The organism is Sulfitobacter sp. AS59 (genome assembly GCF_038899995.1).
Lineage (GTDB): Bacteria > Pseudomonadota > Alphaproteobacteria > Rhodobacterales > Rhodobacteraceae > Sulfitobacter.
Genome location: NZ_JBBMQK010000003.1, coordinates 13,822 through 29,042, shown reverse-complemented (window position 1 = coordinate 29,042; position 15,221 = coordinate 13,822). Strand labels below are relative to the sequence as shown.

Annotated in this window: 12 protein-coding genes; 8 read left to right on the top strand and 4 right to left on the bottom strand. The window is 57.6% G+C overall.

The genetic code is table 11. From position 1 onward, the window contains the following. The first annotated feature begins 130 nt into the window (after positions 1-130). Positions 131-2,899: a formate dehydrogenase subunit alpha gene (gene fdhF / locus WNY39_RS07595; RefSeq protein WP_342844978.1), complete on the top strand. Its 2,769-nt coding sequence runs from the start codon at positions 131-133 to the stop codon at positions 2,897-2,899. A gap of 136 nt (positions 2,900-3,035) precedes the next feature. Here the strand turns inward: fdhF and WNY39_RS07590 are convergent, their stop codons facing one another. From WNY39_RS07590 to WNY39_RS07575, 4 genes are all read right to left on the bottom strand, one after another. Then, the gene (locus WNY39_RS07590; RefSeq protein WP_341232533.1) at positions 3,036-3,263 is read right to left on the bottom strand and encodes a WGR domain-containing protein; all 228 of its coding nucleotides are present in this window, start codon (positions 3,261-3,263) and stop codon (positions 3,036-3,038) included. 61 nt (positions 3,264-3,324) lie between these two features. Continuing rightward, positions 3,325-3,795, bottom strand: a complete 471-nt coding sequence (locus tag WNY39_RS07585) for a GNAT family N-acetyltransferase (RefSeq protein WP_342844977.1) — start codon at positions 3,793-3,795, stop codon at positions 3,325-3,327. After that, positions 3,786-4,487 carry a response regulator transcription factor gene (locus WNY39_RS07580; protein WP_341232531.1) on the bottom strand — a complete coding sequence of 234 codons (702 nt, stop codon included), beginning with the start codon at positions 4,485-4,487 and terminating at the stop codon, positions 3,786-3,788. Before WNY39_RS07580 ends, WNY39_RS07585 begins: the two co-directional genes overlap by 10 nt. After that, positions 4,484-6,394, bottom strand: coding sequence for a PAS-domain containing protein (locus tag WNY39_RS07575; protein ID WP_342844976.1), 1,911 nt, complete (start codon positions 6,392-6,394; stop codon positions 4,484-4,486). Before WNY39_RS07575 ends, WNY39_RS07580 begins: the two co-directional genes overlap by 4 nt. Before the next feature lie 211 nt (positions 6,395-6,605). Here WNY39_RS07575 and WNY39_RS07570 point away from each other — a divergent pair, with 211 nt between their 5' ends. The 7 genes from WNY39_RS07570 to WNY39_RS07540 all read left to right on the top strand — a co-directional run bounded on the left by WNY39_RS07570 (position 6,606) and on the right by WNY39_RS07540 (position 15,216). Continuing rightward, a complete protein-coding gene (locus tag WNY39_RS07570; RefSeq protein WP_342844974.1) occupies positions 6,606-8,576 on the top strand; it encodes an AMP-binding protein in 1,971 nt (656 codons plus the stop codon). Positions 8,577-8,649: 73 nt separating this feature from the next. After that, entirely contained in the window at positions 8,650-9,471 is an 822-nt protein-coding gene (locus tag WNY39_RS07565; protein WP_219580385.1) for an ABC transporter ATP-binding protein, read from the top strand. A 35-nt stretch (positions 9,472-9,506) separates the two neighbouring features. Beyond that, positions 9,507-10,496 (top strand): branched-chain amino acid ABC transporter permease, encoded by a 990-nt coding sequence (locus WNY39_RS07560; protein ID WP_342844973.1) that lies wholly within the window; start codon positions 9,507-9,509, stop codon positions 10,494-10,496. 75 nt (positions 10,497-10,571) lie between these two features. Then, positions 10,572-11,648, top strand: a complete 1,077-nt coding sequence (locus WNY39_RS07555; protein ID WP_341232527.1) for a branched-chain amino acid ABC transporter permease — start codon at positions 10,572-10,574, stop codon at positions 11,646-11,648. Positions 11,649-11,747: 99 nt separating this feature from the next. Next, complete coding sequence (locus tag WNY39_RS07550; RefSeq protein WP_342845395.1) at positions 11,748-13,028, top strand: ABC transporter substrate-binding protein; 1,281 nt, start codon at positions 11,748-11,750, stop codon at positions 13,026-13,028. 74 nt (positions 13,029-13,102) lie between these two features. Further along, positions 13,103-13,939: an ABC transporter ATP-binding protein gene (locus WNY39_RS07545; protein WP_341232526.1), complete on the top strand. Its 837-nt coding sequence runs from the start codon at positions 13,103-13,105 to the stop codon at positions 13,937-13,939. A gap of 50 nt (positions 13,940-13,989) precedes the next feature. Then, positions 13,990-15,216, top strand: a complete 1,227-nt coding sequence (locus tag WNY39_RS07540) for a phenylacetate--CoA ligase family protein (RefSeq protein ID WP_342844972.1) — start codon at positions 13,990-13,992, stop codon at positions 15,214-15,216. Positions 15,217-15,221: the final 5 nt, after the last annotated feature.

Sequence of the window (15,221 nt, the reverse complement as noted above, 5' to 3'; positions counted from 1 at the left end):
CCAGAGAAGCGGGGGGACGCGTATCGGAAACAACCGTGGCGCAAAATCGGGGTGGGGCGTCGGGATTGTGACTGCCGTCGATTTTCGATGCGGTCTATGCTAAGCAAGCGCGTTGCAGGAGGAACCCCAAATGGCTGAAACAATTTCATTTACGCTGGACGGCGAAAAGGTTGAGGCCGAGGCCGGGATGACCATTTGGGAAGTTGCGAACGGGCGCGGTCTGAAGATACCGCATCTGTGTTATACGCCAGAGCCGGGCTATCGCCCCGACGGCAATTGCCGGGCCTGTATGGTCGAGATCGAGGGCGAGCGGGTTTTGGCTGCATCGTGCCTGCGCGAGCCTGCTGAAGGCATGGTGGTGACCACCAACAATGCGCGCGCCGAGAATGCACGCAAGATGGTGATGGAGCTGCTGGTGACAGATCAGCCGCCGCAGGATGTCGCCCATGATAAGTCGAGCCACTTGTGGGATATGGCAGCGCTTGAAGGGGTTGAGGCCAGCCGCTTTCCCAAGTTGGAAGAGGGGCGCATTCCGCTGTTGGATGACAGCCATGTGGCGATGCGGGTCAATCTGGATGCCTGTATCCAGTGCAACCTATGTGTCCGCGCCTGCCGCGAGGTTCAGGTGAACGACGTGATCGGTATGTCGGGGCGAGGGCATGACAGCTATCCTACCTTTGATATGGCAGACCCGATGGGGGCGTCGTCTTGTGTGGCTTGCGGCGAATGTGTGCAGGCTTGTCCGACGGGGGCCTTGATGGAGGCGACGGTGGTTGACGACAATCAGGTCGGGGACCGCGCTGATTTCGACAGTGAAGTCGACAGCATTTGCCCGTTCTGTGGCGTGGGCTGTCAGGTGTCGCTGAAGGTCAAAGACGGCAAGATCAAATATGTCGAAGGCATCAACGGCCCGGCGAACGAGGGCCGCTTGTGCGTAAAGGGGCGGTTTGGGTTTGACTATATCCACCACCCGCACCGGCTGACCAAGCCATTGATCCGCCGCGATGATGCGCCAGCGAAGGGTTTGAATGTGGACCCCGGCAATTGGCACACGCATTTTCGCGAGGCGTCATGGGACGAGGCGTTGGATTTTGCCGCCAATGGCATGAAAAAGATCGGCGGGCGCGGTGTTGCTGGGTTCGGGTCGGCCAAATGCACCAACGAGGAAGCCTATCTGTTCCAAAAGATCATCCGCCAAGGGTTCGGTCACAACAACGTCGATCACTGTACGCGGCTGTGCCATGCGTCATCGGTTGCGGCGCTGATGGAAAATGTTGGATCGGGGGCCGTTACGGCGACGTTTAACCAGATCGAAAACGCTGATGTGGCGATTGTGATCGGGGCAAACCCGACGGAGAACCACCCGGTCGCGGCCACGTTTTTCAAGCAATTCGCAAAGCGCGGTGGCAAGCTGATCGTGATGGACCCGCGCGGTCAAGCGTTGAAGCGGCATGCTTCGCATATGCTGCAATTCCGCCCAGGTACCGACGTGTCGATGTTGAATGCAATCATGCATGTGATCGTTGAAGAGAAGCTGTTTGATCAGCAATATATCGAAGCCTACACCGAGAATTGGGAAATCGAGAAGGCGCATCTTAAGACCTTTACCCCCGAAAAAATGGCCAAGATTTGCGGCATTGAGGCCGAGGTCTTGCGCGATGTGGCACGGACCTTTGCCGGAGCCAACGCCGCGATGATTTTCTGGGGAATGGGTGTGTCGCAGCATATTCATGGGACGGATAATTCGCGTTGTTTGATCAGCCTTGCGTTGATGACAGGGCAAATTGGGCGGCCGGGTGCGGGTTTGCATCCCCTGCGCGGGCAAAACAACGTGCAAGGGGCGTCGGACGCGGGTTTGATCCCGATGTTCTTGCCGGATTATCAGCCGGTTTCGGATGATGGTGTGCGGTCAGCCTTTACCGAGGTTTGGAAAAGTGGTGATTTTAGCAATAAAAAGGGCCTGACGGTGATCGAGATCATGGATGCGATCCATGATGGTGACATCCGCAGCCTGTATGTGCTGGGCGAGAACCCCGCGATGTCGGACCCGGATGTGGACCACGCCCGCGATGCCTTGGCCCAGCTGGATCATCTGGTGGTGCAGGATATTTTCCTGACGGAAACCGCCAATTTCGCGGATGTGATTTTGCCTGCATCGGCCTTTGCCGAGAAGACGGGAACGGTGACGAACACCAACCGTCAGGTGCAAATGGGACGTACCGCCGTGGCACCGCCCGGTGAGGCCAAAGAAGATTGGTGGATCGAGGTTGAATTGGCCAAACGGTTGGGGCTGGACTGGACCTATACGCACCCCAGCGAGGTGTTTGCAGAAATGAAGCTGAACATGACATCGCTGAACAATATTACATGGGACCGGTTGGAGACAGAGGGCGCGGTGACCTATCCGTCGCTGAGCCCGGTGGACCCGGGTCAGGATATTGTGTTTGGCGATGGTTTCCCGCGCCAAGACGGACGGGCACGTTTCACACCGGCAAGCATCATTGCCCCCGATGATGTGCCGGATGAGGACTATCCGATGATCCTGACAACTGGGCGTCAGTTGGAGCATTGGCACACCGGATCAATGACCCGTCGGTCGCATGTATTGGACGGGCTGGAACCTGAGGCGAACTGTTCCCTGCATCCATCCACCTTGCGCAAGCTTGGGGTGGCCCCCGGCGAATATGTGCGTTTGTCGACAAAGCGCGGGGCGATCGAGATTATGGCCCGCGAGGATCGTGCGGTGTCGCCTGACATGGTGTTTTTGCCCTTTGCTTATGTTGAAGCGGCGGCAAATATTCTGACGAACCCGGCTGTGGATCCTTATGGGAAAATCCCTGAGTTCAAATACTCGGCTGTGAAAGTTGAGGGGATCGCGGGGGCCGTTGCGGCCGAATAGAGCGTCGTCTGATTGAGTGCCCTTCGGGCACATGCGATCCACTTTGGGGATGAGGGACGTTGTCCCTCAAACTCCCTAGGATATTTTAGAGCCAGAGAAGATGTGGGGTTTTATGGGTTTGCGAAAGCTGCAGTGATCAGGCGCGAAGATAGCCGCGCCGTTCGGCGCGGTTTCGGTGACGGTCTGCGGCGCGGGATGCTTCGCGTAGGTTGCTAAAACATTGCACAACGGCTTTGGGCCGCCCACCGGCCAATCCCCATTCACGCATTACGGATACTTCGCTGAACAGGTTCATCGCGATTTCAACGCGGTAGAACAACCGTCGTTGTGCGGTGCTGTTCCGGTAAAGAAGGCATTCGATCATCTTGTGAATCTAGCTGTCATGTCGCGTATAAGGCAACGAAAAATTGTAATGTCTTGGGCGGTTAGGCGACAGGTTTACGCATGGTGATGCTGGTCGGGTGATCATAACCGGGATGCGCTGTGCGGGCGTGTTCGCGGAACCCTAGCGCCTTGAAGGTCGCGTGATTGTCCATCAATTCGACCCGCGTCTGAAGCTCTAGCGTGGTGAGCCGCATATCGCGGGCGCGGCCTGTTGCGAGATCAATCAGGTGGCGCGCGAGGCCAAGACGTTGGTGGGTTGGTGCGACACAGACCTTGCCCAGATACAGGCTGCTGCGTTTGGGTGTCAGGACCATGCAGGCAATGGGCGGGGTGCCGATGCACCAAATCTCGGCCTCGGATGCGGTTTTTTGCAAGGCGCTTTGGGTGACTGTTCCAAGAGAACTGGGCGGGTCGATCTGCCCTTCCATATAGGCAAAGCAGTCTTGCATGAGGGTCAGCAGATCGGCCAAGGCCGGATCATCAGGACCCATTTGATAGGGGGTCAGGTCCATGTCACGTCACCTAAAAAGATGTACCCGGCACCGTAAATTGTTTTGATCAGTTGCGGGTTTTTGGGGTCTTCGCGCAGCTTGGTGCGCAGGCGGGAAATGCGGACATCCATGGCGCGATCAAAGCTTTCTGAAGCGACGCCGCCAAGGCTGGATTGCATCTGCGCGCGGCTGATCAGGCGCTTGGGCGCGTCCAGAAACAGGCGCAAAACCTCGCCTTCGGCGTGAGAGAATGTGGTTTCGGTACCGGCCTCGTCTTCCAGCGTATAGCGTTCGAAATGGGCGGTCCAGCCGTTGAAAGTGGCAACGTTTCCGGTTTTCGTCGCGGGTTTGACGCTGCGCATGCGGGCGCGGATGCGCGCGACAACCTCGGCCGGATCGAATGGTTTGATGATATAATCGTCGGCCCCAAGCTCAAGTCCTGTCACGCGATCCTGAACCTGCGCGCGGCCCGAGATAATGATGACTATTGCGCCGCGCTCTAGCGCCAAGCGGTGCACCAGCGTCAGCCCATCGGTATCGGGCAGGGACAGATCGACAAGGCAAACATCGGGCGTATGGGTTGCCAGTGCCGCCTCGAACGCGCGGGCGCGGCCAAAGCTGAGGGTGTCGAAACCGGCCTCTTCCAGAACATCGGCCAGCAGGCTGCGGATTTCTGGTTCGTCGTCCAGAATGGTGACAAGGGGGCGGGTCATTGGGCGGCCATTCCTTCGGGCGTGATCAGCGCGGTCAAATCTTTCACATCAAACGGTTTGCGCAAGACGGGTGCAAGGGTTTGCGCCTTTAGAAACAACGGGTCATCTGCTGGCAGCGATGTCATCAATACCATGGGCGGTGCATCAGGCCCCAAGCGTTGTGCCAGATCAAGGCCGGTGGCCTCTCCCATCAGTTGGATGTCGGACAGCACCAGCGATATATCGGGCAAATCGGCAAGCAGGGCGGTCGCTTCGTCCGCGCTGGATGCCTCGATCACGGAGTGGCCCATGCCCATCAGCATATCACGCACCAAGGCGCGCAGATCGTCGGCATCTTCGACAAGCAGCACCAAACCTGTCGTCGCAGGCACGGCAATACGGTAGGGCAGCCGCATGGTAACTTGCGCGCCCTTGGGTGTGTTCGACAGCCGCAAATCGCCCCCGGCTGATTTCGTCATATCATAGACCATAGGTAGCCCAAGGCCGGACCCTTCGGCCCCTTTGGTGGTGAAAAAGGGCGCAAAGCCATGTTCCAGTGCGGAGGCGGAAAACCCCGGCCCGTCATCCCGAAGGATGAATTCGACCCAAGTGTCATGGACCAGCCGAACCTCAAGCGTGATCACACCCGCCATACCGCAGGCGTCGCGGGCGTTCAGGATCAGGTTCAGCAACCCGTCTTGCACCAATCCGCTGTCCAGCAGCACTGGGTGATCGGGCATTTGGTTGTTGATGTGCAATTCAACGGCTTTGGGCAGGGTGGGTTTGGCCAGCAGGCTGAGGTCGGACAGCATGCTGTCGATCATTGTGGCCGTAGGGCGCAGCGGACGGGCCCCGGTCATATCTGCAATCGTGCTGAGCAAGGCACCGCCACGCCGTGCGGCAGCCAAGGTGCCTTCGATCAGGGGGGCGGCGGCGGCGGGCAAGGCCTCAAGACGGCCCAGCCGGGATTGCAGCCCCAGAATGATCGTCAGCAAGTTCGAGAAATCATGCGCGAGGCCGGAAATAACCTGCGCTGCGGATTCGCGCCGCCGTGTCTGTTGCAGGGCGGTCCGGTTTTGCGTTTCTTCGGTTACATCCATCGACAGAATATAGACGCCGCCGTTGTGATCGGGGGTGAAGGCACCACGGATACGGCGGGCGCTTGCCTCGTCCGTAAACTCGACAATTGATTGTTTGCCCGCATAGGCCTGGGTCAAGGACGGCGTGATGCTATCGTGGGCTTGGGGGCCCAAAATCTCGCGAATTGTGTGTCCGACCAGTTCGGTGGGCCGTCCGGGCATCACCGCCGACAAGCGGCGGTTGGAATAGGTATAGCGGCCTTGGGCATCCACATGCGCAATATGTGCGGGCATCATTTCGGTGGTCAGACGGGTGCGCGCCTCTGACAGGGTCAACTGGCGCTTGGCTTCTTCCAGCGCACTGTTCATCGCGGCCAGTTCGCGGTTGGTCGCGGCCAGTTCTTCGGCATGGGCGATCACTTGCCCAGACAGCGCGTCGGAGCGGGCGCGCAGCAACGCCTCTTGCTGCTTGGTGCGTGAAATATCGGTATAGACGGTGACCCAGCCGCCTTGGGGCAGGGGTGATCCTTCGACCGAAATGGTGCGGCCATTGGCGCGGGTGCGTTCCATATAATGCGGTTCAAACGCGCGGGCCTGAACAACGCGTTCCGCTACAAACGCGTCGACGTCGGGCACGTCACCGTATTCACCGGCCTTTGCCAGATGGGTGATTGTTTCCTGAAACGTCGCGCCGGGAGTCACAAACGCGGACGGCAGATTGAACATTTGCTGGAACGGCGCATTGCACAGGACCAGCCTTAAATCCGCGTCGTAAATGGTTAACGCTTGGGCGATCAGGTTCAGCCCGGCAGCGGTCATCGCGCTTGTTTGCGTGTCGTTGAACTGCATCTGATCCCCCTTTCGTCGGTCAATGGCTATCACCATCCTTGGGGCTGCGCAAAGCCCGCGCAGGCAAAATGAACCCTGTAACAATTCGTAAGGATTGAGAAATCATTAAGAATAAGTTGACGCACAGACTGCGATCAACATCATGGTACGACATCAGAATCGCACCAGCGATCGACCTGCCGATAAAGAGCAGGACTTGGGAGGAAGATATTTGGCTTACAAGCTTGTAAGCGCCGACGGACCGCAGTCCGTTCCGGCGTTGCTGCATCGCAATGCAGAGCAATTCGCGAACGCGCCTGCGTATCGCGAAAAGGAATTTGGTATTTGGCAAAGCTGGACCTGGTCGCAAACGCGCGACGAGGTCGAAGCGCTTGCCCTTGGCTTGCTTGAGCTGGGTGCCAAGGAAGGCGATTTCATCGCCATCATCGGCCGTAACCGCCCCTATCTATATTGGGCGATGATGGCTGCCGAGATGGTCGGGGCCGTGCCGGTGCCGCTGTACCAAGACGCCAACGCCGAAGAAATGGCCTATGTGCTGGATCACTGTGGCGCGCGGTTTGTCGTGGCGGGTGATCAAGAGCAGGTCGATAAGGTGCTTGAGGTCCAAGACAAGCTGACCCAATTCGAACGCATCATCTATCTAGATCCACGCGGTTTGCGTAAATATGACCACGGCGCATTGAACCAATACGTTGCCGTGCAAGACATGGGCCGCAAGGCGCGTGACAAACATATCAAAGAGCTTAAGGCGCGTCAGGCCAAGCTGAATTACGACAGCACCGGCGTGATGCTGTATACCTCGGGCACCACGGGCAAGCCCAAGGGCGTTGTGCTAAGCAACCGCAATATCATCGAGACGGCCAAGTCGTCCTCTGAATTCGACAAGCTGCGTCAGACCGATGACATCCTTGCCTATCTGCCGATGGCTTGGGTTGGCGATTTCATCTTTTCCGTGGGTCAGGCGATGTGGACCGGGTTCTGCACCAACTGCCCCGAATCCGCTGATACGATGCATGTCGATCTGCGCGAAATCGGCCCGACCTATTACTTTGCCCCGCCGCGGGTTTTTGAAACGCAGCTGACCAGCGTGATGATCCGGATGGAGGACGCGAGCCGTTTCAAGAAATGGCTGTTTGACCGTTTCATGAAGGTCGCCCGCAAAGTTGGCCCGGACATTCTGGATGGCAAACCCGTCGGTTTGATGGACCGTTTGAAATACGGTCTGGGCGAGTTGATGATCTATGGCCCGCTGAAAAACACGCTTGGCCTTAGCCGCGTGCGCGTGGGCTATACGGCGGGCGAGGCAATCGGCCCCGAGATTTTCGATTTCTACCGCTCGCTTGGGATCAACCTGAAGCAGCTTTATGGCCAAACCGAAGCGACCGTGTTCATCACCGCGCAGCCAGATGGCGAAGTGCGCAGTGACACGGTTGGCGTGACCTGCCCGGGTGTCGAGCTGAAGATCGCCGACAATGGCGAGGTGTTTTACCGCAGCCCCGGTGTTTTCGTTGAATATTACAAAAACCCCGAAAGCACGGCTGATACTAAAGATGCCGAAGGCTGGGTCGCCACGGGCGACGCGGGCTTTATCGAGGAAAGCACAGGCCACCTGCGCATCATCGACCGTGCCAAGGACGTTGGCAAGATGGCCGATGGCAGCCTGTTTGCACCGAAATACGTTGAAAACAAGCTCAAGTTCTTTCCGAATATTCTTGAGGCGGTGGTCTTTGGCAATGGTCGCAACGAATGCACGGCCTTCATCAACATCGACCTGACGGCGGTGGGTAACTGGGCTGAACGCAACAATATCGGCTATGCGTCCTACCAGGAACTGGCGCGGCATCCGCAGGTGATGGATCAGATCCAAAGCCATGTGGAAGAGGTCAACGCATCCATCGCCGAAGACGAGATGCTGTCGGGCTGTCAGGTGCACCGCTTTGTTGTGCTGCACAAGGAACTGGACGCTGATGACGGCGAACTGACCCGCACACGCAAAGTGCGCCGCAAGGTGATTGGCGAAAAGTTCGAAGACATCATCAACGCACTTTATGATGGATCACCGTCCGTCAGCACGGTCACGGAAGTGACCTATGAGGACGGGCGCAAGGGGTCGATTGCGGCCACATTGGAAGTGCGCGATGCCAAAGTATTCGCAGACAATCGCAAGAAGGCCGCAGCATGAACATCATGAGCGGCGCGTTCGGGCGCAGGGGTTGCGCAGTGGATTTTAAGACCATTTGGAAAGAGGGTGTAGCATGAAGGATCAGGCTGACGGCTACGTCACAGCGGATGGTCGCCAGATCGGCCCGGTGGTGATGGAGATGAAAAACATCACCCTGCGGTTCGGCGGTGTGGAGGCGATCAAGGACATTTCGCTGGATATTCGCGAAGGCGAAATTCGCGCAATCATCGGACCGAACGGCGCGGGGAAATCCTCGATGCTGAACGTGATCAGTGGGTTCTACGTCCCGCAGGATGGCGAAGTTTGGTACAAAGGCGCGCGTCGCGCACCGATGAAACCGTTCCAGGTCGCACAGCAGGGCATTGCCCGTACGTTTCAAAACATCGCCTTGTTCGAGGGGATGAGCGTTCTTGATAACGTCATGACCGGCCGTTTGACCCATATGGAAACTGGCCTGTTCTGGCAGTCCCTTTGGAAGGGCAAAGCGGAGCGCGAAGAGACCGCGAACCGCGAAGTCGCCGAGAAAATCATCGATTTCCTTGAGATTCAGGCGATCCGCAAGACGCCGGTTTCGCGCCTGTCCTATGGCTTGAAGAAACGGGTCGAGCTGGCCCGTGCCTTGGCCGCCGAGCCGTCGATCTTGCTGTTGGATGAACCGATGGCAGGCATGAACGTCGAGGAAAAAGAGGACATGAGCCGCTTTATTCTGGACGTGAACGACGAATTCGGCACGACGATTGTTCTGATCGAACACGACATGGGCGTGGTCATGGACCTGAGCGACCGGGTCGTCGTCATGGATTACGGTAAGAAAATCGGCGACGGCACACCGCATGACGTGCGCAACAACCAAGACGTCATCGACGCCTATTTGGGGGTCGCACATGATGACTGATTTTGACCTAAATTTTGCGAATTGGAGGGTCTGATATGCCTGAGCAACTGGCATTTGCCCTAGAGGTAACCGCGAACGGTTTGATGGCGGGGGTGCTTTATGCGCTTGTCGCATTGGGCTTTGTTCTGATTTATAAAGCATCCGGTATTTTCAACTATGCCCAAGGGGTTATGGCGCTTTTCGCGGCCTTGACCTTGGCCGGTATCATTGACGGTCAGGTGCCGTTTAGCCACTTGATCAACGCCATATTTGGCACCGATGTGCATCACTTTGGTTGGAACGTTCCGGCGTTTCTGGCGATTTTGCTGACAATGGTGGTGATGATCGCGCTGGCCTATGCCGTGCAGCGGTTTGTGTTTCGCCATCTGGTCGGGCAAGAGCCGATTATCCTGTTCATGGCGACCATCGGTTTGGCGTATTTCCTTGAAGGTGTTGGCGATCTGATGTGGGGGTCTGACATCAAATCGATGGATGTGGGCCTGCCGCAAGGCATCAACACATGGATCGACGAGACCACGTTCGAGTTCCTCGGCTACGGATTCTTTATCGATAACCTTGATATCGTAGCGAGCATCATCGCGGCGTTGCTGGTCATCGGTTTGGTGATGTTTGCACAATACACCAAGCAGGGTCGCGCAATGCGGGCTGTGGCGGATGACCATCAGGCGGCGTTGTCGGTCGGTGTGTCGCTGAACTTTATCTGGATACTTGTATGGTCGCTGGCCGGGTTTGTTGCCCTTGTGGCGGGTATCATGTGGGGCACGAAATCGGGTGTGCAGTTTTCCCTGTCGCTGATCGCGCTAAAGGCGCTGCCAGTGTTGATGCTGGGCGGGTTCACCTCGATCCCCGGTGCCATTGTGGGCGGTTTGATCATCGGTGTGGGTGAGAAACTGTTCGAATTCCTGATCGGTGCGCCCTTTTTGGGTGGTGCGACTGAGAACTGGTTTGCCTATATGTTGGCGCTGATTTTCCTCGTGTTCCGTCCGCAGGGCTTGTTTGGGGAGAAGATCATTGAACGGGTGTAGTCACGGCAATCGTCGGACCGGGGCGTTGCCCCGGACCCCAGGATATAAAACCATTTGGAATGAGGGGCGCATCTGATGCTTTATCGTGAATCAGGGGATTTCAGCTCCACCTATGCAGAAGACAGCCAGACGTTTCCGATCAAGTTTGACCGGTATCGCTATTACTTTGTGCTGTTCATCGCCATTGCCGTGATCCCGTTTATGATCAACGACTATTGGGTAAACTCGCTTTTCCTGCCGTTCCTGATCTATGCCATTGCGGCGATCGGGTTGAACATTCTGGTGGGCTATTGCGGTCAGGTCAGCCTTGGTACCGGTGGTTTCATGGCTGTGGGGGCCTATGCGTGCTACAAGCTGATGACCAGTTTTCCGGATGTTAGCATGCTGGTACATGTGTTGTTGTCCGGCCTTATCACAGCGGCGGTTGGCGTGCTGTTCGGTTTGCCGTCACTACGGATCAAGGGGTTTTACCTTGCGGTTGCAACATTGGCGGCGCAGTTCTTTCTTGTGTGGCTGTTTAACCGGGTGCCGTGGTTTTACAACTATTCGGCGTCGGGCCAGATCAGCGCACCTGAGCGCACGTTCTTGGGCATCAACATCACCGGTGCGAATACCCAAGCCTGGGCGACCTATCTGTTCTGTCTGATGTTTGTGATTTTCAGCGCCTATGTGGCCCGTAACCTGACCCGCGGGTCGGTGGGGCGCAAATGGATGGCCATCCGCGATATGGACATCGCGGCCGAGATCATCGGGGTGAACCCGCTGCGCGCCAAGCTGACCGCTTTTGCTGTATCGTCGTTCTTTATCGGCATCTCGGGGGCGTTGTTCTTTGCCATCTATCTGGGCGCGGTCGAGGTCGGCGAAGTGTTCGGCATTCAGAAATCATTCCTCGTGCTGTTCATGATCATCATCGGCGGGCTGGGATCGATCTTTGGCAGTTTTGCCGGGGCCGCATTTCTGGTGCTGCTGCCTGTGGTGCTGAAAATCGTTGGCGTGGATTGGCTGGGCTGGCCCACGGATATCGTGGCGCATTTGCAGCTTGTGATCGTCGGGGGCCTGATTATCGTGTTCCTGATCGCAGAACCGCACGGCCTTGCCCAACTGTGGCGCGTGGCCAAGGAAAAACTGAGATTGTGGCCCTTCCCGCACTAGGGGGTGGCACATGGCGGGGGAGGAGAAACCTTGCCGAAGCAGACGACCGGGAAAACCCGGCACGATCGGACATATCCAAGGGAGGAAACACCGATGAACATGAAACTGAAACTGACCACACTGGCGCTTGGCGTCACGCTGGCCGCCGGCCCCGCAATGGCAGAGCTTGTCTTTCCATCGCTGAGCTATCGCACCGGCCCTTACGCCGCTAACGGCATTCCGTTTGCGGATGGCTATGCGGATTATTTCACACTGCTGAATGAGCGCGATGGCGGCATTGGTGGCGAGCCGATCCGAATGATCGAATGCGAAACCGGCTATAACACCGAAAAAGGTGTGGAATGCTATGAAAGCACCAAGGGCGAAGGCGCGTTGGTCTATCAACCGCTGTCCACAGGCATCACCTATCAGCTGATCCCCAAAGCGACAGCTGACGGCATTCCTGTCCACTCGATGGGCTATGGCCGGACATCTGCCAAAGACGGTTCCGTGTTCAAGAACGTCTTTAACTATCCTGCGAACTATTGGGATGGCGCATCGGTTGCGATCAAGCATCTGCTGGACGTGAACGGTGGCAGCCTTGACGGTAAAAAGATCGCACTGGTTTACCACAACTCTGCCTATGGCAAAGAACCAATCCGCACGCTGGAAGAGCTGAGCAAAAAGCACGGTTTTGAACTGTCCTTGCTGCCCGTCGACCACCCCGGTCAGGAGCAGAAATCGCAGTGGCTGCAGATCCGTCGTGAAAAGCCGGACAATGTGATCATGTACGGCTGGGGCGTTATGAACCAGGTTGCCGTTCAAGAAGCCGCAAACATCCGTTACCCAATGGACCAGTTCATGGGCATCTGGTGGTCCGGTTCTGAAAACGACGTGCGTCCTGCTGGCGAAAAAGCCAACGGCTACAAAGCGTTGACGTTCCACAACGTGGGCGATGACTTCCCGGTATTTGACGACATCCAGAAATATGTCGTTGGTTCGGGCAAAGCGGCCGGTGCAGGCGACCAAATCGGTACAGCTTTGTACAACCGTGGTCTTTACGCGGCGATGCTGGCTGCCGAAGCTGCGAAAACAGCCCAAGGCATCCACAACACCAAGGCGCTGACACCTGCACAAATGCGTGACGGTATGGAAGCATTGGAGATCACCGAAGCGAAGATGGCCGGATTGGGCCTGCCTAACTTTGGTCCCGAGTTCTCAGTCTCTTGTGAAAACCACGGCGGTAACGGCCTCGTGGCTGTATCCCAGTGGGATGCTGCTGCCGACAGCTGGAGCTTGATCACAGGCTACGAACAGTCTGACCAAGACGTGCTGACACCGCTGATCGCAGAAGACGCGGCCGCATTCGCAGCTGAATCCGGTATCACGCCGGGCTGCTAAGCTAAGCCTTTGACTTGGGATGCGGCGGCACCGTCGCCGCATCCCGACAACCGCCATCTATGAAAGAGACACCCATGCTGGACGCCACCCCAACGCCCGACGCGCAGGTCGAGACCCTTCTTGAGGTCAACAATATCGAAGTGATCTATAATTCGGTCATTCTGGTGCTCAAAGGCGTGAGCCTGAAAGTCCCCAAGGGCGGCATCACGGCCTTGCTGGGCGGCAATGGCGCGGGCAAGACGACAACGCTCAAGGCGATCTCGAACCTGCTGCATTCCGAACGCGGAGAGGTCACCAAAGGGTCGATCAAATACCGCAACGAACCAGTGCACAGCTCGGACCCAGCCGAGATGGTAAAGCGCGGTGTCGTACAGGTCATGGAAGGCCGGCATTGTTTTGAACACCTCACCATCGAAGAGAACCTGCTGACCGGGGCCTATACCCGCAACGACGGCAAGGCGGCAATCGCCCGTGATCTTGAGATGGTGTATGACTATTTCCCACGACTGCGCGAACGGCGTAAATCCCAAGCGGGCTATACCTCGGGTGGCGAACAACAGATGTGTGCGATTGGCCGCGCGTTGATGTCCCGCCCCGAAACGATCCTGCTGGACGAGCCATCGATGGGCCTCGCGCCGCAACTTGTTGAACAGATTTTCGAGATTGTGAAATCGGTTAATGAGAACGAAGGCGTGACCTTCTTGCTGGCCGAACAGAACACCAACGTGGCCCTGCGGTTTGCACATTACGGCTACATCCTTGAATCCGGTCGTGTGGTGATGGACGGCCCTGCCGCTGATCTGCGCGAAAATCAGGACGTTAAGGAATTCTATCTGGGCATGTCTGACGAAGGCCGCAAATCGTTCCGCGACGTGCGCAGCTACCGCCGCCGCAAACGCTGGCTCAGCTGATCCGACCTTTGCCGCCAACCTGAACTTCATATGAATTGCGAGTAAGCAACATGGCACAGACGTCCCACTTTGATCAGCTCGAAACCCGTAGCCCCGAGGCGCGCGCCGCCGATCTGGCGCAGGCTTTGCCCGCCCAAATCGCCCGCGCCAAAGCGTTGACCGGGTATGCCGGATCATTGGACGGCATTGACCCTGCGACCATCACAAGCGCCGATGCGCTGGCCGCTTTGCCGGTGCTGCGCAAGTCCGAGATTGGCAAGGCACAGGCGGCTTCGGCCCCCTTTGGCGGCTTCACGACCAAGCCTGCGCACGCCTTTACCCATGTATTCCAATCACCCGGCCCGATTTACGAACCGTCGTCGAACGCGCCTGATTGGTGGCGCATGGGCCGGTTCCTGCATGCGGTTGGCATCGGCGCAGGCGATATCGTGCACAACTGCTTTGGCTATCACCTGACCCCCGCTGGCATGATCTTTGAATCCGGTGCGCAGGCGGTGGGCGCTGCTGTTCTGCCCGCCGGAACCGGCCAGACCGAGCTGCAGGTGATCGCCGCGCGTGATGTGGGCACCACCGCCTATGCAGGCACGCCAGACTACCTCAAGATCATCCTCGAAAAAGCCGATGAGATGGGCGTGACCCTTGGCATCACCAAGGCCGCCGTGGGCGGCGGTGCGCTGTTTCCGTCCTTGCGCGATTATTACTCGGGCCGCGGCATCACCTGTTTGCAAAGCTATGCCACCGCCGATCTGGGCAACATCGCCTATGAAAGCCCAGCGATGGAAGGGATGATCGTCGACGAGAATGTCATCGTTGAAATCGTCACCCCCGGCACCGGAAATCCCGTGCCCGCTGGCGAAGTCGGCGAAGTGATCGTGACCACGCTTAACCCCGACTACCCGTTGATCCGCTTTGCCACCGGTGACCTAAGTGCCATCCTGCCCGGCACATCGCCCTGCGGCCGCACCAATATGCGTATCAAAGGCTGGATGGGCCGCGCCGATCAAACGACCAAGATCAAAGGCATGTTCGTGCGCCCCGAACAGGTCGCCGCCCTTGTCGATCACCACCCCGAGATCACCAAAGCCCGCGTCGTCGCCAGCCGTGCCGGTGAACAAGACGTGATGACCGTCCACATCGAATCCAACGGCGGCGATGCCGATGCCTACGCACAAACCGTGGTCAATGTGCTGAAACTCAAAGGCAAAATCGTGATCACGGCCCCCGACACCCTGCCCAAAGACGGCCTCGTGATCGAAGACCAACGCAGCTACGACTGAGCCCG